This is a genomic window from uncultured Thomasclavelia sp. (assembly GCF_944324745.1).
Lineage (GTDB): Bacteria > Bacillota_I > Bacilli_A > Erysipelotrichales > Coprobacillaceae > Thomasclavelia.
Genome location: NZ_CALUXO010000081.1, coordinates 63,364 through 86,115, shown reverse-complemented (window position 1 = coordinate 86,115; position 22,752 = coordinate 63,364). Strand labels below are relative to the sequence as shown.

General features: G+C 30.7%; 23 protein-coding genes and 1 other RNA gene. 3 read left to right on the top strand and 21 right to left on the bottom strand.

Annotated features, from left to right (window positions below; all coding sequences use genetic code 11):
- Nucleotides 1-7: 7 nt before the first annotated feature.
- Nucleotides 8-838 (bottom strand): Cof-type HAD-IIB family hydrolase, encoded by an 831-nt coding sequence (locus Q0K54_RS11515; protein WP_294581424.1) that lies wholly within the window; start codon nt 836-838, stop codon nt 8-10.
- Between the two features lie 240 nt (nt 839-1,078).
- Nucleotides 1,079-1,600: an ABC-2 transporter permease gene (locus tag Q0K54_RS11510; RefSeq protein ID WP_294581423.1), complete on the bottom strand. Its 522-nt coding sequence runs from the start codon at nt 1,598-1,600 to the stop codon at nt 1,079-1,081.
- Between the two features lie 319 nt (nt 1,601-1,919).
- Between Q0K54_RS11510 and Q0K54_RS11505 the strand changes: the two genes are divergently transcribed.
- Nucleotides 1,920-2,498 carry a flavodoxin family protein gene (locus Q0K54_RS11505; protein WP_294581422.1) on the top strand — a complete coding sequence of 193 codons (579 nt, stop codon included), beginning with the start codon at nt 1,920-1,922 and terminating at the stop codon, nt 2,496-2,498.
- Between the two features lie 147 nt (nt 2,499-2,645).
- Here Q0K54_RS11505 and Q0K54_RS11500 read toward each other — a convergent pair whose 3' ends face one another.
- The 14 genes from Q0K54_RS11500 to gpsB all read right to left on the bottom strand — a co-directional run bounded on the left by Q0K54_RS11500 (nt 2,646) and on the right by gpsB (nt 16,256).
- On the bottom strand, nt 2,646-3,008 hold the full coding sequence (locus Q0K54_RS11500) for a hypothetical protein (protein ID WP_294581421.1): 363 nt from the start codon (nt 3,006-3,008) through the stop codon (nt 2,646-2,648).
- A gap of 115 nt (nt 3,009-3,123) precedes the next feature.
- Nucleotides 3,124-4,803 carry an FAD-dependent oxidoreductase gene (locus tag Q0K54_RS11495; protein WP_294581420.1) on the bottom strand — a complete coding sequence of 560 codons (1,680 nt, stop codon included), beginning with the start codon at nt 4,801-4,803 and terminating at the stop codon, nt 3,124-3,126.
- 87 nt (nt 4,804-4,890) lie between these two features.
- A complete protein-coding gene (locus Q0K54_RS11490) occupies nt 4,891-5,535 on the bottom strand; it encodes an AAA family ATPase (RefSeq protein ID WP_294581418.1) in 645 nt (214 codons plus the stop codon).
- Between the two features lie 130 nt (nt 5,536-5,665).
- Complete coding sequence (locus Q0K54_RS11485; RefSeq protein WP_294581416.1) at nt 5,666-6,151, bottom strand: pyridoxamine 5'-phosphate oxidase family protein; 486 nt, start codon at nt 6,149-6,151, stop codon at nt 5,666-5,668.
- Between the two features lie 74 nt (nt 6,152-6,225).
- Entirely contained in the window at nt 6,226-8,079 is a 1,854-nt protein-coding gene (locus tag Q0K54_RS11480) for an ABC transporter ATP-binding protein (RefSeq protein WP_294581414.1), read from the bottom strand.
- A complete protein-coding gene (locus Q0K54_RS11475; RefSeq protein WP_294581413.1) occupies nt 8,066-9,877 on the bottom strand; it encodes an ABC transporter ATP-binding protein in 1,812 nt (603 codons plus the stop codon). The genes Q0K54_RS11480 and Q0K54_RS11475 overlap by 14 nt, the downstream gene beginning before the upstream one ends.
- Nucleotides 9,878-9,961: 84 nt before the next feature.
- On the bottom strand, nt 9,962-10,672 hold the full coding sequence (locus Q0K54_RS11470) for a sensor histidine kinase (protein ID WP_294581411.1): 711 nt from the start codon (nt 10,670-10,672) through the stop codon (nt 9,962-9,964).
- Nucleotides 10,635-11,333 carry a LytTR family DNA-binding domain-containing protein gene (locus Q0K54_RS11465; protein WP_294581409.1) on the bottom strand — a complete coding sequence of 233 codons (699 nt, stop codon included), beginning with the start codon at nt 11,331-11,333 and terminating at the stop codon, nt 10,635-10,637. Before Q0K54_RS11465 ends, Q0K54_RS11470 begins: the two co-directional genes overlap by 38 nt.
- 83 nt (nt 11,334-11,416) lie before the next feature.
- On the bottom strand, nt 11,417-12,793 hold the full coding sequence (locus Q0K54_RS11460; protein ID WP_294581408.1) for an MATE family efflux transporter: 1,377 nt from the start codon (nt 12,791-12,793) through the stop codon (nt 11,417-11,419).
- A 138-nt stretch (nt 12,794-12,931) separates the two neighbouring features.
- Complete coding sequence (locus tag Q0K54_RS11455) at nt 12,932-14,299, bottom strand: MATE family efflux transporter (RefSeq protein WP_294581435.1); 1,368 nt, start codon at nt 14,297-14,299, stop codon at nt 12,932-12,934.
- Nucleotides 14,300-14,315: 16 nt separating this feature from the next.
- Complete coding sequence (locus tag Q0K54_RS11450; RefSeq protein WP_294581406.1) at nt 14,316-14,753, bottom strand: MarR family winged helix-turn-helix transcriptional regulator; 438 nt, start codon at nt 14,751-14,753, stop codon at nt 14,316-14,318.
- Between the two features lie 90 nt (nt 14,754-14,843).
- Nucleotides 14,844-15,401, bottom strand: a complete 558-nt coding sequence (locus Q0K54_RS11445; RefSeq protein ID WP_294581405.1) for a TetR/AcrR family transcriptional regulator C-terminal domain-containing protein — start codon at nt 15,399-15,401, stop codon at nt 14,844-14,846.
- Nucleotides 15,402-15,490: 89 nt separating this feature from the next.
- Nucleotides 15,491-15,810: RNase P RNA component class B (gene rnpB, locus Q0K54_RS11440), an RNA gene on the bottom strand.
- A gap of 113 nt (nt 15,811-15,923) precedes the next feature.
- The gene (gpsB, locus tag Q0K54_RS11435; protein ID WP_294581403.1) at nt 15,924-16,256 is read right to left on the bottom strand and encodes a cell division regulator GpsB; all 333 of its coding nucleotides are present in this window, start codon (nt 16,254-16,256) and stop codon (nt 15,924-15,926) included.
- A 207-nt stretch (nt 16,257-16,463) separates the two neighbouring features.
- Here gpsB and recU point away from each other — a divergent pair, with 207 nt between their 5' ends.
- Entirely contained in the window at nt 16,464-17,063 is a 600-nt protein-coding gene (gene recU, locus Q0K54_RS11430) for a Holliday junction resolvase RecU (RefSeq protein ID WP_294581401.1), read from the top strand.
- Complete coding sequence (locus Q0K54_RS11425) at nt 17,053-19,731, top strand: transglycosylase domain-containing protein (protein WP_294581400.1); 2,679 nt, start codon at nt 17,053-17,055, stop codon at nt 19,729-19,731. The genes recU and Q0K54_RS11425 overlap by 11 nt, the downstream gene beginning before the upstream one ends.
- 84 nt (nt 19,732-19,815) lie before the next feature.
- Here the strand turns inward: Q0K54_RS11425 and nth are convergent, their stop codons facing one another.
- The 5 genes from nth to Q0K54_RS11400 all read right to left on the bottom strand — a co-directional run bounded on the left by nth (nt 19,816) and on the right by Q0K54_RS11400 (nt 22,688).
- Nucleotides 19,816-20,463: an endonuclease III gene (gene nth / locus Q0K54_RS11420; protein ID WP_294581398.1), complete on the bottom strand. Its 648-nt coding sequence runs from the start codon at nt 20,461-20,463 to the stop codon at nt 19,816-19,818.
- Entirely contained in the window at nt 20,456-21,049 is a 594-nt protein-coding gene (locus tag Q0K54_RS11415) for a DnaD domain-containing protein (RefSeq protein ID WP_294581396.1), read from the bottom strand. Before Q0K54_RS11415 ends, nth begins: the two co-directional genes overlap by 8 nt.
- Before the next feature lie 5 nt (nt 21,050-21,054).
- Nucleotides 21,055-21,540, bottom strand: a complete 486-nt coding sequence (locus Q0K54_RS11410; protein WP_294581394.1) for a hypothetical protein — start codon at nt 21,538-21,540, stop codon at nt 21,055-21,057.
- Between the two features lie 87 nt (nt 21,541-21,627).
- Nucleotides 21,628-22,341, bottom strand: a complete 714-nt coding sequence (locus Q0K54_RS11405; RefSeq protein ID WP_294581393.1) for a zinc metallopeptidase — start codon at nt 22,339-22,341, stop codon at nt 21,628-21,630.
- A gap of 74 nt (nt 22,342-22,415) precedes the next feature.
- Nucleotides 22,416-22,688 (bottom strand): HU family DNA-binding protein, encoded by a 273-nt coding sequence (locus Q0K54_RS11400; RefSeq protein WP_294581391.1) that lies wholly within the window; start codon nt 22,686-22,688, stop codon nt 22,416-22,418.
- Between the last annotated feature and the right edge of the window lie 64 nt (nt 22,689-22,752).

Sequence of the window (22,752 nt, the reverse complement as noted above, 5' to 3'; positions counted from 1 at the left end):
GAGTCTTTTAGGTCAAAATATATTTTTCAATAGCCATAGCACAACCATCATGATCATTATCTGCCACAATAACATCAGCCAATTGCTTGATCGTATCATTAGCATTACCCATGGCAATTTTTAATCCAGCTTTTTTAATAGCCCCAATATCGTTATCTCCATCACCTACAACTATTACTTTTGACATCGGAATATTTAAATATTGACAAAGTTTTTCTAAACCAATTCCCTTATCAATTCCTTTGGTCGATATTTCTAATGACGTGTTTTCTGTATTAACCATTTCTACTGCTAATTGCTTAGCTAATATACGCTGTCTTGTTCTTTGGCGAGCTTGACTATCGATATGATAAATATTCAACTTTGCAACTTCAAAAGGATCAGCATTGTATTCTTCTTGTAAATTTTCCATTGGAGTAGTAACTTGCTGATACATCTTTTGATAAATGGCCATATGATATTTATTCATCATCATTATTTTATCTTTTTGAACAATTGATTGTTCAGTTAACAAATGAATCATACTATCTTCCTGCATACCAATTTCAATTAATTCCTTAACTGTTTGAATTGGTAAAAATTGATTAAAAATATTTTTTTGATTTTTACGATCATAAACCAGCGCCCCACTAACACAATTAAGATATTGAATTTCCTCAAGATCAGCAAAATATTCATTTAATTCAGCTGGACATCTGCCAGTATTAAAAATAACTATTTTACCTAAATTAATCGCCCGTTTGATCATTTGGATATTTTTCAAAGATATTTGTTTTTGACTATTTAATAGGGTTCCATCCATATCTAATGCAATTAACCGATATTCTTTATCATTCATTAATAATTCCTCACTTTATTTGTTCTAATAATAATGTAATAAATTTTCATATTTTAAGCAATAGTTACTCTTATATAAAAAATGATGTTCATAAATAACATCATTTTAACTAAAGCCTTATTTAAAACTCCCGATTATTAACAATAACTATGCTGATTATCATCGATCCAATTAATAAAATCACCCAACAGCCTCAAATTCCCAAAATATTTAAAACAGATAAACTATTTAGATAAGTTATCATATTAAAATAATAATTGAAACTGTCTGCACTATCAATAATCCAATGGCAATCACCAAAGCAATTAAACTAATTACTAAAATTCGCTCATTTCTTTGATTTCTAGCTAATAAAAAAAGAAAACCCATTACTAAAACAAAGATAATGATCAAAAAATCAATAGCAGCATCTACTATTAATGTTGAAAAAGGTAAAGTATTATTAATATAATTTATCAGACAATTAAAAATGAATAATACTAATGATGAAAACATTATCATGATCAATCCCAAACAATATTTTTCTATTACATACATCTTTCTAGAAATTGGCATACTAAACAAAAAAGGACAAACATTTTCATCATCAGTAATTGTATTACAGATAATTAATAATATCATTAAAACTAAAAAGTCTGCTGAAAAAATTTCCTGCCATCCCCAATCAACGATATTTGAAACAATCACTAAAATTAGACCAGATAAAAAATAATACTTGTACTTTTTTATTAATAAATAATCTTTAAAAAATAATCCTTTCATCATCGTTCCTCCCCAGGTACCTTGATAACCTGATCTATACTACTAGTATTTAAGCCTTCCATATCTACTAACAATAGATAACAGTTTATAACTGTATGCAATAATTATCTACTATTTATTGTAATATTTTCCACATTGTAGTTTACTAAAGATAAAGATTGTTTATCAATTTTTTAACTTTAGTTTAAATAATCTGCCTGCAATTTTAAAATAATTAACTATAATTCAATAAATAGATTATTAAAAGAGTATTATTTTTTGCTATGATTTCCGATATAATTTTAGCTAGGAAATAATAATATCAAAGAAAGGAGAAAACATGAAAAAAATTTTGATTATCTTAGGTGGTGGCAGAGCTAATGGCAATACTTATCATCTAGTAAAAAGTTTTAGCGCCGGTCTAAAAGATGCTGGAAATACTGTCGAATTATTTACATTAAATAAAAATAAAATTAATGGCTGCTTGGGTTGTAATGCCTGTCGTTTTAATAAGCCCTGCATTCAAAAAGACAATTTTAATGAATTAGCCCAAAAAATCAAAACTGCTGATTGTATCGTTTTGGCTTCACCATTATATTTTTGGACAATTTCTTCAAAAATCAAAGCAGTGATAGAACGTTTTTACTGTCTAGCTGAATACGATGATAATCCACCATTAGGGCGCTATGAAAAATATCCTCAAAAAGATTGTGTGTTATTGATGACATCGGCCGATAATTATTTTTGGACTTTTAATCAGGCCATATCTTATTATGAATTTACATTGATTAATTATATTGGATTTAATGATCTAGGAAAATATCTGGCTGGAGGATGTGGCGATACTAATGGCAAACCTCAAATTGATCAAACTGATCATCTTCAAAAAGTTTATGAATTTGGAAAACATCTATATTAATTTACTAAATTATATATTCAAACCAAACAGTAATAACTTTCTTTTATATTTTACTGCTTTATAGAGAAGCATCACCCACTTCTCTTTTTTTATCAATTCATCCAAGATTATCATAAAAAAATGATAATAATGAAAACACTATTATCATCACTTTTTAGCTTTTGCCGCACCACCTTTTATCTCTTGTTCCATGGCCTTATCATATTTAGAATTATCACTTGAAGGTATATTAGTACGATGATCATTAGCTTTTTTTATGTAATTACGAATCATTGCAATCAGCTCAGTTGTCTCAATCCTATCTACTCCTAAACCAGATTTTAAAAGATCAAAACCAACAATAATAAATATTATAGCCGCCAATAAAAAAATCATTTCCTTTAATGCCCATATCATATCACCACCTTCAATAAGCCCGATGATAGCAGTAAGTCCTATAAATGTAGCTAATGTAAAAATTGTTGCTAGTAATAAGAAGATAACTGCCAGTGTTAGTTTAATTAATCTCATTTTTTTCACCCCCGTTAAATACCATTAATAATTTCCGCATCAACAATTAACTACTCTTTATTTAGATATTTTATCACTAATAAAGGAGGAACAAAATAGCTGTTCCCCTCATTATTTATAAACTGACATCTTTTAATTTCTGATTAAAACAGTAATCTAGATAAAAACCTAAACCACCACTTAAGACATATACTTTTTCAAAACCACGATTCATTAAAATTCGAGCACAATTATAAGCTCTTACTCCCATAGCACAATAGACAACAATTGTTTTATTGGCATCTAATTCTTGATAACGTTTAGTTAGTTGACCATATGGAATATGATAAGAACCTTCTATTTTATTTACTGCTCGTTCCATGTCCTCGCGAACATCTAATGTTATGACTTCGTCTTTTACTTGTTGATATTCATCAGGCAACATAAATTTTACGATTCCATCATCTACATTAGCCCCCACATATCCTAGCATATTGATTGGATCTTTAGCTGAAGCAAATGGTGGAGCATAGGCAACGTGAATATCTTGTAAATCTGTTACTTTCCCATGATAATTGATTGCTGTGGCAATTATGTCTATTCTTTTATCGACTCCTTCGTATCCAACTACCTGAGCACCTAAGATTTCATCATTTTTCTTATTATAAATAATCTTTAATGTTAATTTAGTGGCATTTGGATAATACCCGGCATGACTATTTTGTTCAATAATAATAGCTTCATAATCTTGATGACGCAACATTCCCTTTTGATTCAATTGTTTTTCATTTAAACCAGTACTAGCAGCAGCCATATCAAAAACTTTAATAATACTGCTACCTAACGATCCTAAATAAGTTTCTTTTTTACCCATTAGTATATCTGCCAAGATTCTACCCTGTTTATTAGCTGGTCCTGCTAATGGAATCATTGTTTTTTCATTAGTAATAAAATGAGAAACTTCTATGACATCACCAATAGCATAAATATCTTTAATATTCGTTTCAAAATTGTCATCAACAATAATACCACCACGTGAATTACAGCTAATGTTAGCTTTTAAAGCTAATTGGCTATTAGGTTTGACCCCGATAGATAAAATAACCATATCATAAACTTTACTACCTTTATCAGTTTTAACATTGATTTTATCATCTATGTCTTCAAATTCCTGTAACTCAGTATTTAAATATAAATTAACGCCTTTAGCTACCAGCTTTTTTTGAATTGGCTGAATCATTTCAAAATCAATATTATTTAAAATCTGATCAGCTTTTTCAATTAAATCAACGCTGACATTTAATTCACGTAAATTTTCAGCAGTCTCCACACCTACAAAGCCTCCTCCTATAATGCAGGCGGATTTAATTTCTTGATTAATTACTTCATTTTTTATTTTCTCAAAATCATCAAAAGTCCATAATTGATAAATATTAGGATTATCGATTCCTTTAATAGGTAATTTAATTGGTGATGAACCAGTAGCTATAACTAATTTATCATAAGTCTCTTGATATGTTTGATTTTTTTGATGATCTAGCACAGTTACTTGTTTATCATCACTATTTATTTCAATTGCTTCATTTCCTACTCTAACATCAATATCAAAACGATCTTTGAATAATTGTGGTGTCATTAATAATAACTGTGCCTTATTAGCTATTTCACCAGAAACATAATATGGCAATCCACAGTTAGCATAAGATACGTAATACCCTTTTTCTAGAATAACAATTTCAACATCTTTATCTAATCTTCTTAGTCTAGTTGCAGTTGTAGCACCAGCAGCTACCCCACCTATAATAAGTATTTTCATTTTAGATCTCCTTTTCCTTTAATATTTTGCTATTACTACCTTAATCATAGCACGAAACAACAAAAATGTACTCAATCATGCTTCAAACTACTTTTTTAAACTAAAGGCTTCTTCAATAATCTTACTGCATTCCTGTAGATCTAAACGACAATCCTTACTAGCTTCAATAATTATTTCAGCACACTTTTCTCTTGAAAGAATATCACTATCTAAACAAAGATCATAGCTTTCTTTTTCACCCCATAAGTCCACCGATACAGCATCTCGATAAACTTTTCGCTTATGATCTTCACGATTGATAAAAGCAATTACTTGTTCTGGTGTTTTATTTTTCAAATCATATGTCCCATCGCCATAAGCTCGAGGAATTCGATGTTCCATAGAGGTATTATATAAAAGAACTTTTAAACAATCAGCTTGATTCTTTAATACGTCTGCTGCTGCCCGTTCATGGATTATACACGGTCCTAAAGCAACTGCCTTTAAAATTGCTTTCGATAGAGCTTGATGAACTTTTTGAATTTCAGTATTTTCTTTAACTTCTTTTAAAGTCATATCGGCAATTTTTTCATCAAATTCTTGCAAATATTTTTCAGTTAGCCATTTTTCATCACATAAAGCTACTAAATCTTTACCTTCATATAATTTCATATTTAATTTATTACCAACAATTACTGATATCCAGCGTCCCATACTACAATATTCACTATCCATTAAAATATACTTTTTCATTCTAAACCTCCTATTTTTACTTTCATAATACTTTTGATTAATTTTATCATATTTTTGATTCTATTTATAAATCATTACAGTAATAATTAATTAAAAAGTCCTGTCGGATAGAAACAGGACCATTTAAATCTTATTTTTTTACTAATTCAATTGCTTCTTTTCCAGTTAGATGGTCAATTTCCATTTTCAACATACAAAGTGGCTGCCATTCTCTAGTAATTGCTTTTTTACGATTTTCCAAAGTATCATTTGGGGCATATTTTAAAGCTAATTTATCAATAGCCTGATATTTTTCTGTTTCATCATCAACAATCGTAATTCGACCAAAAGCAATTACACTTCGAAAATAAGTAGTATATTCACTTGGAATAATTTCATCTTGATCGATAACACAAAATGAAGCTTTACAATGTGCTTTAATGGCATCGATTTTATGACCACTTTTAGCACTATGAAAATATAATTTATTATCTTCATAATAATAACTGATTGGTAAGGCATATGGATAATTATCATCGCCTAATAAAGCTAAAGTTCCCGATGTCCCCCGATTTAAAATTTCCTGACACTTTTCAAAAGATAATTCTTGTCTTTTCCGACGCATTTTTCTAAACATCTTTTTTCTCCTCGTATAAAATCAAATTATAAATTTAATATAATCTCCAGATTTATCTTTGTCAATTCATTTAATTAAGTATAATATTGTGCCTGGGCTTTCCATAATCGATAGTACATTCCAGTAGCATCCTGTAATAATTCATGATGAGTACCAAATTGAACGATCGAACCGTGATCAAATACGGCAATCAAATCACAAAAATGACATGAAGAAAGACGATGACTAATATAAATAGTTGTTTTATCAGTAGTTATTTCATCAAAGCGCTGATAAATTTCAGCTTCAGAAATTGGATCTAAAGCTGCGGTTGGTTCATCTAAGATCATAAAGGGAGCATCTTTATAAATAGCTCGAGCAATAGCAATCTTTTGAGCTTCGCCTCCAGAGATTTCAATCCCGTCTTGATTTAAATCCTTATATAAATAAGTATCTAGATGATTCATTAACTGCTTATTACTAATCGATAATCCTGCTTTATTTAGGGACTCAGTTACTTTAATCTCATCATATTGTTTATTAGCAGCTACATTTTGGCCCAGGGGAAAAGCAAATAATTGAAAATCCTGAAATACGATTGAAAAAATATCAATATAATCCTGGTAGCGATATTTTTTGATATTGATGCCATTTAATAAAATTTCTCCTTCATCAGGATCATATAAACGACACAATAATTTAATAAAAGTTGTTTTACCACTACCATTCATTCCAACAATTGCCAATCGCTTGCCAATTTGAAATTTTAAATTAACATTTTTTAAGACCCAGTTACTCGTTCCTGGATATTTAAATGAAACATTTTTAAATTCTATTTCATATTGACGATCACTTCTTTTTTCTGTAGTTAAAGAGCCCTGATACATCTTATTTTCAATATCAATAAATTCAAACGTTGTTTTTAAAAACTCTCCATTAACACTAATGTCGCTAATAATTGTAAAAAGATCAGCAATTCCTGAAAACATTTTAGTAATTGCCCCAATATATTGGGTTACCATTCCTAAATCAAAAGCTTTTAAATATGCTTTGATGCCAACATAAAAATAGACGATCAAACGTAACAAAGCAATAAACCCTTCAGATACTACCAGCCAAATTCCCATCTTTCCTTTAGCATTCTTAACAATCGGTGAATCATCAGTCATGTAGTTTTTACGACTTAAATAAATATCTGCTACATTTTCCTGTTGTTGATACATCCGCACGTCAATTGCGCGAAACCGCTGATTCGACATATAAGCATAAAAACTAAAGATTCGATTAGTAAATTGAATTTTTTTAGAATAATTGACCCAGCATTGCTGACTTTTATTTACACAAACTGCTGACATGACTACTAGTAAAAGCATCGATCCAATTAACATTAAATTAATCATATCATTATTTACAACTGCTACTTTGGGAATTTTAATGACAAATAAACTAATTGATAAACTAAAACCCCCGATAATCTGTAATATCGTCATAACTAGTTGATTAAATAATTGATAACTATTACGAAAACCATAACCACTTAAATTATCATTTTGGGTAATTTGGGAATATAGATCATAAACATATTGGCGGTCAATATCACTATAATCCATTTGCATCATCTTATCTAAATATATTTTTTTATCATCATAATTAATAAAAGTTTCCTGATATTCTTGATAGCGACCTAATAGATTACTGCTGATTTCTAATATTGCCGTCACCAGTAAAATAATTATTACTAATCGATATAATGTATTTACTGAAGCCTGATTACTTAGCTGAAAAATAAATCTGGCTGATAAATAGATTAAAACATATGTTTTCAAAGTCGTAATTAAAGCATAGAAAACACTGACAACAAAATAAGCCGGTCTGATCTTCCAAAAAATTTTCCAGGCGCGCCAATTAAGTTTAAAACCATTAATCATTAATTGCTTATTCTTTTCCAATTGTCTCCACCCCTTCTTGATAATATTGACTTTGAATCTTAAACATCGAAGCATATTTTCCCTGTTGTCTTAATAATTCCAAATGGGTCCCACTTTCAATAATGTGACCTTTTTCTAATAAAATGATGCGATGGCAAAATTGGGTTGAGGCTAGCCGATGTGAAATAAATAAAGAAGTCCGGCCATCAGTTATTTGACTATATTTTAAATAAATATCATTTTCAGCTAATGGATCCAAAGCTGCAGTTGGTTCATCTAAAACAACAATGGGACCATTTTTATATAAGGCCCTAGCCAGCATTAATCGTTGGATTTGACCACCAGATAGTTCAATGCCGTCTTCATAAATAAGACGTCCCAATTTTGTATCTAGTTGTTGCGGCAAAGATAAAATTTTTTCTTTTAAACCCGCTGCCTGCAAACATTTTAAAACTTGCTGATCATCAATTTGCTCAACTTGTTGAGCAACATTTTCCCTAACACTAGCTTCTAAAAGAGACCAATCCTGAAAAACTGCTGAAAATAACCGATAGTATTGCTGGCGATTAAATTGTTTAATATCTTGTCCATTCAATAAAACTCTACCTTCGCTAGGATCTAAAAGACCACAGATCAGTTTTACTAATGTCGTTTTCCCAGCTCCATTTAACCCGACAATAGCTAATTTTTCACCAGGATGAATCGTTAAATTCAAATGATCGATCGTATTTTCTTTAGCTTCGGGATAACGATAACTCACATTTTCCAGTTTAATTTCATAGTCAGAAGCTTTTTCGAGTTCTTTTCCTTCATCAAATAAAAAAGTTTCTGGCCAATTTAATAGTTCCTGAATCATTGCAATATCTAGACATTGTCGATGTAACAGCGTTAAGTCTTGAAATAAACCAACAATAATCTCGGTAAATCCTGATAAAGCATTGAAATACAATAAAAATAACGATACCGTAATATTTCCGTGAATTACTAAATAAATCAAATAACTATAAGCAATCCCATTTCTAAGTAAGATCATTAAAACATCAACAAAATGAAAAAGCAGATAACGGCACTGACATTTAGTAATAAAAGCTTGATATAAATCGATGACTCCCTGCCATAATTCATCAAGCCAGCCAGTCATTTTAAAAATTCTAATATCTTTGCCATATTGACGATTAGTAGTAATCTGTTTTAAATAATCTAATTGTTTTTGAAATTTAGCTTCCTGATCTCGTTGATGATAACGCCAGCGATTAACTTTAAAATGCACCAATTCACTAACAGTAGCTGTGATAACAACCATCAAAATCATTTTTACATTTAAATAAGAAATAATGAATAAATAAACTAATAAACAAATAAATTTATTTATTGTATTGGTAATTGTTTCCCAGATTGCTTCACTACTACTGGAATTACAAGAACAAATACGATATGCCTGACTTTCCAAATTAATGAATTTAGTGTCTAATAAATTACTATATGACGTATTTGCCACTTTACGACCAATAGCCTGAATTAAATGCATCCTGATAGCAATCCGACCAAATAAAGTATTTGTTTTTAAATAAGCAATCGCACCACTAACTCCATATAATAAAACTATCATTGATACAATAATTATCATTAATTGTTTCAATCGTGCTGATATTTCTAATTGTTGTAAAAAAACTGGTGTTATTACTAATTCAATGACAGTTTTAATTGTCATTAATCCAGCTAAAGCTAAACAAAAAATAATCACAGTCTTATTGATCTTTTTTGCTAAATTAAACATATATTTAAGATTACAAATAAAATCATCTTTAATCTTTGACATTGCTTATCACCTCAAATTCATTATGACATAAAAAGACATCCCACGAATATTTTGGGGATGAATTGTTTTATTTTGGTGATGAATTTACACTTGAGGAATTAATATTTCAGTTGTAAAAGCCCCATCTTCACTATTACGACTTAAATAACCATCAAGCCGTTCAATAATATTATCAATTCTTATCAATCCCAAGCCGTGGCCATCACCTTTAGTAGTAGTAAAACGATTATTGATCTTCGTTAATTTTTTTCCCGCCGTAAAATTAGTAAAAGAAATATATAGTTGAGTATTTTTCATTTCCATATAAACCCGGATCATTCGTTGCTCTTCAGGAAGTAATAAACTAGCTTCAATCGCATTATCAAATAAATTACCAATAATACAACATAAATCAATTTCCGACATTTTCAATTCCACTGGAATGTGAGCGGTAACTTGAACATTGATCTTTTTTGCTTTAGCTAAAGATATCTTACTATTTAATATGGCATCAGCCATGGAATTACCGGTTTTAATTACAGTATCAACCGTGTTTAAATCTGTATCTAACTGATCTAAGTATTCCTGTAATCCTTCTAGATTATTTTGAGCCAATAATACTTTCATGGCTTGAATATGATTGCGATAATCATGACGCCAGCCCCTTACTTGCTGATACATATTTTCAACTTCCTGATAATGAGTCTGAATTAATTCTTGCTGGTAGGCGGCTATTTGTCTGTCAATCAATTTAGAAATAAATATCATTTTATGCTCCTTATAAATTATTAATGATTGCTCGATTAATTTTGTCATAGCCACCTCGTGGCAATGGCAAGATCGTTTGATCAGCTAAATAGATTTCTTTTTTGGTCACTTTTCGAATTTCATTTAAATTAACGATCAAAGAACGACCGGCTTTATAAAAAGTATGATCAAGCATAGTTTCAATTTCTTTTAAAGTCTTTTTAACTGTAATATCTTTTGTTCCATGAATGGTAATGTAGTTAGAAACTACATCAATATAACGAATTTCATAAAGGGGTATTTGTAACATCTCACCATGTACCTTAAGATATAAACAACGACCGGCCTGGTTTATTTTATCAACAGCCCGTTTTAAAACAGTATCTAATTTTGCTTCATCAACTGGTTTTAACAAATAATGCAACGCTTCTACATCATATCCATCACTAAGATAATCACTGTATCCGGTAATAAATATTATTTGAACAGTATGGTTATCTTTGCGAATCATTTTTGCCAGTTCAATTCCATTTATCTGTTTCATCTCAATATCTAAAAGCAATAAATCATATTCTTTATTATCAACATAGTGAAAGATAAAATTTTCGCTGGAATTATAAGTATCAATTTTAATAACCATTTCATTTTTTAAAGCCCAGTTAGTCAAATAATCAAAAAGATATTGGCTATCAATTTTATCATCATCTAAAATAGCTATTTTAAGTACCATCTAACCACCTCTATTTGCTATTATAACAAATTTTTACTTTTGATTAAAATCACATCAAAAATAAAAAACCTGCAATTGCAGGTCTAATTACTAACTGGTTTCGTTACTAATTCTATTTGACATTCATCTAACTTACCTTTAATAAAGTGTTTGAAATAAAGATAATTAGTTATTGTTGTAACAAAATCACTGATTGGTTCAGCTAAAACAACTGCCATTAGTTTAAATGGGAAAATAACTGGCAAAACAAAGATCAAAGGAATTAATAATATTATTTTTCGATAAAAAGCAAAGAAAAAGCTTTTTTTACCTTCATTTAAAGAATTATATGTTTGTTGGCAAGTAGAATTTATTCCCATGATACAACCGCCTAAAATATAAACTCGTAGCATTTGACAACCTAAATTCATCAAATCACTATCACTTGTAAAGATTCCGACGAATAGTTGCGGAAAAACAACCATCATGATTGCGGCAATCATACTATAAGTACAAGTTACTTTTAAGGCTAATTTAATTGTCTGATGGACCCGGCCATAATTTTTAGCACCGTAGTTATAACTAATAATTGGCTGACTGCCTTGAGCGACTCCTTCAATTGGCAATAAAATAAATTGGAACATTGAGGTCATTATTGTCATGGCACTGACTGCTAAATTACCTCCAAATTTAAGTAACTGTAAATTAAAACAAATTGTAATCAGTCCTTCACTTACAGACATGAAAAATGGAGAAGAACCCAAAATAATTATTTGTTTTAAAATATTCCATTTAGGAAGCAAGTATTCTTTTTTTATCTTTAAAATTGTTTTCTTGCCAAATAAAAACGACAACAACCAGATACATGATACTGCCTGAGAAATAATTGTTGCTAAAGCTGCCCCTTTAACCCCCATATTTAATCCATAAATAAAGATAGGATCTAATACAATATTCAATAAAGCCCCAATTAACACCGTCATCATTCCAAATTTGGTAAATCCTTGAGCATTGATGAAATAATTCAAACCAACAGTTAACTGCACAAAAATAGTTCCTAGTACATAAATTGATAAATAATCGCGGGCATATTGCAAGGTTTCCTGATTGGCTCCAAACATATATAAAATAGGATCTTGAAAAATCAAAACGGTAATCGTGATTACTAATGAGGTTATAATCAATGAAACAAAACTGGTCGTCAAAATCTGATTCGCCTCTTGATGATTTCCTTCACCGAGCCGAATGGAACTAATCGGTGAACCGCCACGACCAAATAAACCATTAAAAGCATTAATAATTGTCGTAAGCGGCACGCATAAACCAATTGCCGCCATGGCAATAGCTCCATCTGGTAGCCGACCAATATACATTCGATCAACCATATTATAAATTAAAGTTATTATCTGCCCACAAATAGCTGGAATGGCCAGGGTTTTTAATAATCTAGAAATTTTTTCACTGCTAAGTTTTTCTTCCATGTTCTATTCCTCCTCTTGCTACAATTATTCTAGCTAATTTAGTTAAATACTTATAGCAATCAAAAGAACTTTAAAACAGCATTTACAAATCCCGTTTTAATTATTTATTTTTTTGAAAACGCAATTAAAAAAGGAATCTTACGATTCCTTCATTGCAGCTTCAACCTTTTTAAATTCAAAATAAAACATCGTTGCTGTTGTAATGACAGCAATAGTATCAGCTATCGGTTCAGCTAAAAAGATAGCAAATACTTGATCTGAAATAAATAGTGGCAAGATATAAATTAAAGGAATTAATACTAAAACCTTTCTAAAGATAGCAAGAAAAGCACTCTTTTTAGAATTACCAAAAGCAATAAAAGTCTGTTGACAAGAAATTTGAATTCCCATTAGAACTACGGTAGCCATATAAATTCTAAGAGCCCAAACAGCAATTTCCATTAATTGCGGATCACTAGTAAATATAGCTACGAACATTGATGGTACGATCATGATCAACAGCCATAAGATAGCTGAATAAGTAACGCAAGAAATAGTCTGTAATTTAAATCCCTGTTTAACACGACTAAAATTTTTAGCTCCATAATTATAACTAATAATTGGCTGTCCTCCCTGCGTCAATCCTTGAAGTGGTAACATGGCAAATTGCATAATACTTGAAAGAATTGTCATTGCCCCAACAGCTAAATCGCCTCCATATTTTAATAAAGAAGAATTAAAGCATAATACTAAAACACTTTCAGTTGCCTGCATCATAAAAGGAGCTACTCCTAGAGCAATACAAGGTGCTAAAATTTTAAAATTGATTTTTAAATTTTCTTTTTTTATTTTTAATACTGTATTATTGCTGGTTAAAAACCAGATTGCCCAAAAGGCACTAAGGGCCTGAGATAATACCGTCGCTATTGCTGCCCCTTGAACACCCATATTAAAACCAAAGATTAAAATTGGATCTAAGATGATATTCGTTACAGCTCCAATAATAACAGTAAGCATACTAATTTTTGAAAAACCCTGAGCCGAAATAAATGCATTTAACCCTAATGTTAATTGCACAAATATTGTTCCTATGGCATAAATACTCATATAGTCTATAGCATATTGAATCGTATTATCACTAGCACCAAACAAATATAGTAATGGTTGCTGGAAACATAAAACAACTATCGTTAAAATAATTGATACTACTATCAATGCCATAAAACAATTGCCTAAAATCTTTTCAGCAGTATGATTATCCTTTTTTCCCATATAAATACTAGCTCGTGGCGCCCCACCCATTCCTAGTAAATAAGCAAAAGCTGAAATAATCATGATCAATGGAAAACATACTCCAACACCTGTTAAAGCTGTTGCCCCGATATTAGGAATATGACCGATATACATCCGATCGACCATATTATATAAAGCATTGACAACTTGGGAAGTAATCGCTGGCAAAGCTAAGATAAACAATAAATGTTTGACTGGTTCATGACCTAAATCTACTTCTTCAGACATTTTTATTTTCATAATCTTCCTCCTAATCTACAACATTTTTAAAGTGTCTAACAATTTCTGACATTGTTTTTTCCATTTGTTTAATATCCGCTTCTGGGATATCTCCTAAAACCTCATTATTAATTTTTTTGATTTCACTTTGTAGTCGTTGAATAATTGAACTAGCCTGTTTTGTTAAAAAAAGCTGTAAAACTCGTCTATCTTTTAAGTCTTGTTGACATTCTAATAATCCTTTTTTTTGTAAGCTATCAATACTACGACTAACTAAGCCTTTAGAAATTCCCAGCAAAACCACCAGTTGACTACTAGTATTGATCGACTGGTTGCTAGAAAGCAAAATGAGAATTGAAATTTCACTAGGTGATAAATTGATATCATTTAATCTTTTTCTTACTTCGCTGGCATAATATTTACGGATCTGTGTAAAATGATTTAAAATCGTTTCAATATTGACTTGCATAACACCATCCTTTAGTTTACTTGTAAACCATTTATAATATACCGCTAATTTTAAAAGATTGCAACTATCATTGAATAAAAAAGCAACAGACTAATCTGTTGCTTTAATTAAAATAAAGGGTTCTAATCGCTTAGGCAAAGCTTCAATCAATAGACTAACAATCTTATCAATAGTAAGTGGCATATCATTTAATACCCAATCCACGGTCATATCAATAGAACCTTTACAATACATTTTTAATAAAAAATCTAAGTCGCTATCAACCTCAAGATTAAGATTTTTTTCGATAATATCCTTATAAAACTCATAAATACAATTAAAATCATAATTAACTAAATTATTATAATCATTCGATTTAAATGCTTCTTTAAAAAACGAATGTTCACTTTCAATAAAAGCAAATTTCAATTGTAAAGCTTCTTGTAGAGAACAACCATCTCCCATCTGTCGAAATGACTGGAGTACCAATTTTTCAAAATACCAGTTAACTAAATCATACTTATCCTTAAAATAGCGATAAAATGTCTGTCTGGTCATCCCACTACGAGTAACGATGTCGGTCACCGCAATTTTATCTAGGGGAACAACTTTAATTAAGTCCTTGATTGCCTGGGCAAATATATATCTCGTTTCATCATGTCTGTCCATTTTCTTATACCTCTTTCTTTTATTATAAACTAGTAATAATCTTTAGACAAACAAAAAAAGCTGAATAATCAGCTTGAATGACTCATTTTGTAAGCCAAGTTCTGTTTTTCAAACGATTATTTATCTATGCTTAACGCATCCATCTTTCCGTTCATTTCCTTCAAGATGATTCCCCTACCAAATTTTGGGTTTCTTCCTTGCAGAGTTTACCGCTTTTCAGCTAGTTTTTCAACTAGAATTGTCTCTGTGGCACTTTATGGCTTAGCAACCTTGCATTAAATGTTTAGGTCTTAGGCCTGTCGTTAGCTCACGCTACCGTAACTTATTGATTCGCTACGTACAAACACTACAAGCATCGCAGCTTGTGGAAGCCTGGACTTTCCTCTGATTTACAGCAATCGTTTTCTATGAGTCATCTATATTTTACAGAATTTTATTAATAAAACAAGTTTTATTTTCTTAATTAAAATAGATTTCATAAAAAAGTAAAATTGTCAGATACAATTTTACTTTGTCATTATATTATTTTTTTCCAAATACTGCTTTTTCTAATAATGATAATCGTTTTAAAATATCAACATTAGTTGAAAGATTTTCTTCCATAGCATGAATATTATCATCTTGAAGCGCTTTTTCTCTTTCTAATTTAGTTATCTGAATTTTTTGTTCACTAATTCTTTTTTCCAGTTGATCAATTCGATCATATGAAGCATTTAACATTGCTGCAAATGTTTCATAATCTTTAACAACTAAATCTAAAAAATGATCTACTTCTTCTGCATTATATCCCTTAAAGTCTACTTTAAATTCTTTAGCAACTATTTTTTTTGGACTAAGTACTACTTTTCTTTCCAAACCAATCACTCCTTTTATGTTATTATATACTATATTGAAGCAAAAAAACATTTGATTTTCAAGAATCTTATGAATATTTAAGATATTCTTTAACATATTCTTTGTCATTTGACTTTAATTCACAATGTTTTATAATCTGCTAAGATGTTATGCTATTTTCCAAGATATATGGTATAATATTGAAGAAAGTAATAAAAAGGAGAAAATATGATTAATTATCCAAATTTAAAAAAGACAACTGTTCATCAAACTAAATTAATTGATGGTAAGTTGAATACACGACATCGGGGAATGAATCTTGAAGAAGATTTGAATATGACCAATAAATATTATTTAATTAATGATATTGCTAATATTCATAAAAAGCCAACCCCGATTCAAATTGTTAAAGTTGATTATCCCAAAAGATCGGCGGCTAGAATTGTTGAGGCTTATTTTAAAACACCATCAACAACCGACTATAACGGAGTTTATAAAGGGAGATACTTAGATTTTGAAGCTAAAGAAACCAAAAAAATGAATTTTCCTTTTACTAATATCCATGTCCATCAAATTGAACATTTAGAAAGTATAATTAAACATCAAGGAATTGCCTTTATTATTATTGCTTTTACTCAAATAAATGAGGTATACTTAATTGATGCTTCTTACATTATTGAAGCATATTATCATTCTGATCGAAAATCTATGTCCTATCAGACAATTAAAGAAAAAGGACATTTAATTGAAAGTGGCTATAACCCTCGATTAGATTATTTAAAGATTATTGATCAGTACTATTTAGGAGGTCTTGAAAATGACAGATAATCCGACGTTAACCAAAACTAAAAGCAAAAAAACCAAAAAATTAAAACTTAATTGGAAAAAAGTACTCGCCTCGCTAGTGATTATTGTAGTAATCATCTGTTTAGCAATGGGCTGCTTTTTTGCCTGGTCAGTTTATAAGGAAACTGAAGACTTTTCTGCGGATCGTTTACTTTCAGGAGAAGCCAGCAGAATATATGATGCTAATGGAGAACTGATGTATACTTATGGAAGTGATGAAAACGGAAAACGTGAAAACGTCACTTATGAAGACTTGCCACAAGTATTAATCGATGCCGTTGTCTCTGCTGAAGATTCTCGGTTTTTCGAACATGATGGTTTCGATTTACCTCGTATTGCTAAAACTTTAATAACTAACTTATTCTCTTTTAGAATTACTGGTGGTGGTTCAACCATTACTCAACAGGTTATTAAAAAATCTTATTTCCCTGATGAAGAGCAAACATATACTCGTAAATTAAGTGAAGTAATTCTAGCAATTCAAGCAACTAAAGAAATTAGTAAAGAAGAAATTATTACTCTTTATTTAAATAAAATTTATTTTGGTCGCTCTACTAGCTCAATAGGAATTGCAGCTGCTAGTAAATATTATTTTAATAAAGATGTTTCTCAATTAACGCTTCCAGAAGCAGCGCTATTAGCCGGGACATTGAATTCACCATCTCGCCTTGATCCTTATTATAATCTTGAAGGAGCTACTTCAAGACGAAATGTTGTTTTAAATTTAATGGTTACTCATGGCTATATTACTCAAGAAGAATGTGACTTAGCTAAACAAGTTAAAGTTGAAAATATGCTTTCTCAAAGCGAAACTACTTCAGATAGTTCATTAGCTACCTATGTTGATTTGGTAACTGATGAAGTAATTGAAAAAACCGGAATGAATCCGGCTGAAACACAAATGAATATTTACACTTTCTGTAATCAGGATTTACAACGAATGGCAACTCAGATGGCCAATGGTGAAACTTATGATTACACTGATGAAGAAATGCAGATGGCCGGAAGCGTCCAATCAACTCAAAATGGTCGTATCGTTGCCGTAATTGGTGGTAGAAACTATAAATCAGGTGATTTGAATAAAGCCACAGTTAAACGACAACCTGGTTCTTCAATGAAACCATTATTGGACTATGGTTTAGCTTATAAATATTTGGATTGGTGCACTGGTCATTCAATTGAAGATAAAGAAACTACTTTTAGTTACAATGGACAAACTTATACCCCTAAAAACTGGGATAATAGTTTCCATGGCTTAGTTACTATAACAGAAGCACTGGAACAATCATGGAATATTCCTGCTGTTGCAACATTTGAACAAGTTTTAAATAAAGCTGGTGCTGATGCTGTAATCGATGATATGGAATCAGTAGGAATTGATATGACATATGAAAAGGAAAATGGTATCTCATTAGCATATGCTATTGGTGGTTGGAGCGAAGGTGTCAGCCCAGTGGAATTAGCTGGTGCTTATGCTACGGTTGCTAATAACGGTGTTTATATTGAATCTCATACTGTAAATTATATTGAAATAACCGATACTAATGAAACGATAAATGTAGATCAAGATATTCAAAATGCCGCAACTCAAAGTGGTATTGATGAAAACGTTGCTTTTATGATTAGAGAGACAATGTTAGACTATACCGCTAGTGGTTCTGGTAACTATGCTTATTTATCAGGAATTAATAATGTTGGTGCTAAAACTGGTACTTCAAATACAAATAGTGGTGCTAGTAAGGATTTATGGATGACGGCTTATACTCCAGATTATACATGTTCAGTATGGATGGGATTTGAAGCTGAAGCATTAAATGCTGGTAAAAATACCAGTCGTTATCGAGCTTATCCTGCTAAAGTCGTCAGTGAATTATTAGAATATTTAGAAGATAACACTTCTGATAAAAAATCTTATCCTGATCAACCTAGTGGTGTTGAACAAATTCAAATCGTTAAAGGTGTTTATCCATATCAAAGTCCAAGTTCTAGTACACCTGATAGCAACATCATTACCTGCTGGGCTAAAACCGGAACGGGACCACAAACAACTGCCCCTGAAGCAACTATTAATAATTTGAGCTCATTTGAAGCTTCAATTAATAGTAGTGGTACCATTGATGTTACCTTTGCACCATATGATACATCATCTGGAACCACGTATGGTACAGTAGTTTATGTAGCTGATGTTTATGATGCTTCAAATCAGCTGGTACATAGTCAGACTTTAACTAGTAACACCGGTACTTTAAATTATACGCCTACTGGTAATGTACGAGTTGTTGGATATTATAAATATCAGGAATTAGATGTTACTTCTAATCAAATAGAACGAACCTTAACGGTAAATACCCAACCATTAAATAATGTTAGTTATTCAATTACCAGCAATGGCAGCAATGTTTCAAATGGAGCTACTATAACGGGAACTACCATTTCAGTTAGTGTCAATGCTCAAAATTCAAGTAATACTATTACTATTGAGTTCTTGAATTCTTCAGGTTCATCGATACTTGATCCAATTACTTTCACTGGTAGTGGTTCACGTGATTTTAGTCTAACGCCTGGTGCCACTTATACTGTTAGAGTTACTGAATCTAATGGTAATGATAGCGTTGAAGGTTCAACAACATTTACTGTAAATTCAAATTAAAAGGAAAACCTCGGGTTTTCCTTTTATCTATAAAATACTAATAAAAAGCCTAATTATTTATAAATTTAAACAATTAGGCTTTTTTTATTTTTCTAAATATTTCTTTTTGATTGGATCTTTACACATATCTACTAATTTACATTCTTGACAATTAGGATTAGTAGCTTTGCAAAAATAACGTCCAAAGAAAATAAATTGGTGATGGGCTTTATTCCAGCGTGTTCGAGGAATAGAGCGACATAATTTTTTTTCAACAGTTAAAACACTATCATCTTTTTTAGCAAAACCTAGACGCTTTGAGATTCTTTCAACATGCGTATCAACAGCAAAAGCAGGTATATCAAAAGCAACCGAACGAACAACATTAGCTGTTTTACGTCCTACTCCAGGTAAACTTTCTAATTCTTTTTGATCACTGGGAACTTTACCATCAAAATTTTCAAGCAAAGCCTTCGACATTGCTAATAGATTTTTAGCCTTATTACGGTATAAACCAATTGATTTAATATCTTGCTGTAATTCACTAATATCAGCTTTAGCCATCGTTTCGACATCAGGATATTTTTTAAATAAAGTTTCTGTCAACTGATTAACTTTTTTATCAGTTGTTTGCGCTGATAACGTAACTGCAACTAATAATTGAAAATCTGTTTCATGATTCAACTCACAATAAGCATCAGGAAACAATTCATCAAAATAATCTAATACTCTCGTTGTTTTTTCTTTATTCATCTTCCCACCATTTATACTCACTAATCGGAACTTTTCGTTGGGGTTCTTCACTTTCAACATATCGCTGTTTGATCCCATTTTTAGCCCAATTATTAAGTATACCTTCTATGTATCTAAAATTCAAAACTTGGCTCTTTACCGCCTCTTTTAACGCTTTAACGATCATTTCATCATCATAATTATTTTCTTTCCATTCACGAATAATATTTAATTCAATTGGAGACAAAGCACGGCCAAACTGTTCTTCAAAAATAGAAACTAAGTTATACTTTTCTTCTACTTTTTCTACCTTTTTATTTTCCTGTAACAACTTTTCTTCTAAGTGATTTAAACTAATCGAACCACCATGATTATAAATCAGTTTTTTATTTAATAAATCCTGTAACACCTTATTTAAATCTTGCGGTGATAATAGTGAATAATTTTGTAACATCACTGGTGTTACCAGATGAACATCGGCATCTTTTAAAGCATAGATCAATAATAAGATATGGCAAGCTTCACCCGTCAAATGCAAATCTTTAGCCTTCAATACTAATAATCTTTCAAAATTAATACACTTACTAGCCATTAAATCTTTAATCATCACAACTACCCATCAATTCGATATGCTTTTACAAATTCGCTTGTATCAATAGCATAAAAAGCATAGATCAAAGAATCCTTTCCTTGATAAGTTAAACTATAAACAAAAATCTCATTTTCATAACCAATGGCCGTTTTAGTCGGTTCCACATTATAACGATTAATAAAATCATCAATTGCCACCTGAATGTCAGCCGTTTCATCACTGAAAGATTTAATAAATTGTCCATCTTCATCAAAAACAGCATATTGCAAAGCATCGTCTTTAACCGCACGAATAATATAATAACTTTTATCACCATCATAACGATCAAAATACTCGACATCCTGATAATTGTTTTCACCAACAATTTGATTTTGATATTGTTGGATAGAATTTTGATTTTGCATATAAGGAACATGCACCCATAATAAAAGATACGTTACAATCACAAAAACAATTACCAAACAAATAATTAATATATTAAAACGATTCTTTCGTAAAAATTTCAACCTAACACCAACTTTCTTTAGCTATCATTCATTATACTATCAAATCAGCTAAGTGAAAAGAAAAAATCTCAAAATCACTTTTGAGATTTAATCACGACGATCACTACCAACAACGATCAAAACAATTCTAAGTAACGATAATATTGTTGATAATAATGATGCTACATAAGTAAAAGCTGCTGCTGATAACATTTTACGAGCACCATAATATTCATCAGTCGTTAAATAGTTAGTTTTTAAAATATTTAATGCACGCGATGAAGCATCAAATTCAACCGGTAATGTTGCCAGCTGGAATAGCAAGATACCTGACATTAAGATAACCCCGATCCAGGCAATTGAGCTGCTGCCCATTATTAATCCAATAATTACTGCAAACCACCCTAAATATTGTCCTACATTACATAATGGTAAGATACTATTTCTAAAAATCAGTGGTTTATAACCTACTAAATGCTGAATCGCATGACCACATTCATGACTAGCAACTGCCAGTGAAGCTATTGATGTTCCATCATGAATTTCCCGTGATAAGTTAATGGTTCGATTTCTAGGATTATAATGGTCGCTTAAATGACCACTAACAACGTTTATTCTTACATCCTGTAAACCATTACGATCCAATATTTCACGAGCCACCATGGCCCCAGTCATATAACGACTATTAGGAATTTTAGCATACTTACTATATGCACTGCTTACTTTTATTTGCGCATATATCATGATCAACATTCCAATAGCTACCAGTATATAACCAACAAGATAAGCTCTACTCATCGGAAAATAATAGTAATAAGGCATATAAATCATCTCCTTTTAATATATATTATACACTATATTGTGAACAAATTGTGAAGAAAATAAAATGCAATGAACTAATTCATTGCATCTTTTAAACGACTACTTGGTTTAAAAGTAACCGTTTTACTAGCAGGAATAATCATTTCCTCTTGAGTTTTTGGTGAAATACCTTTACGAGCTTTACGATCGTTTACTTTAAATGTACCAAATCCAGAGATTAATACCTTATCTCCTTCAATAACACTTCGTGAAATTGTATTAAAAACAGTGTCGACTAAAAGTTCCGCTTCTTTTTTAGTTAAGTTTCTTTCTTTAGATACTGATTCAACTAATTCTCTTTTGTTCATAACTACCTCCATAATTTTAATACCACGAAAGTATAACATTAAAAAGTTGTGATTTCAAGCACTT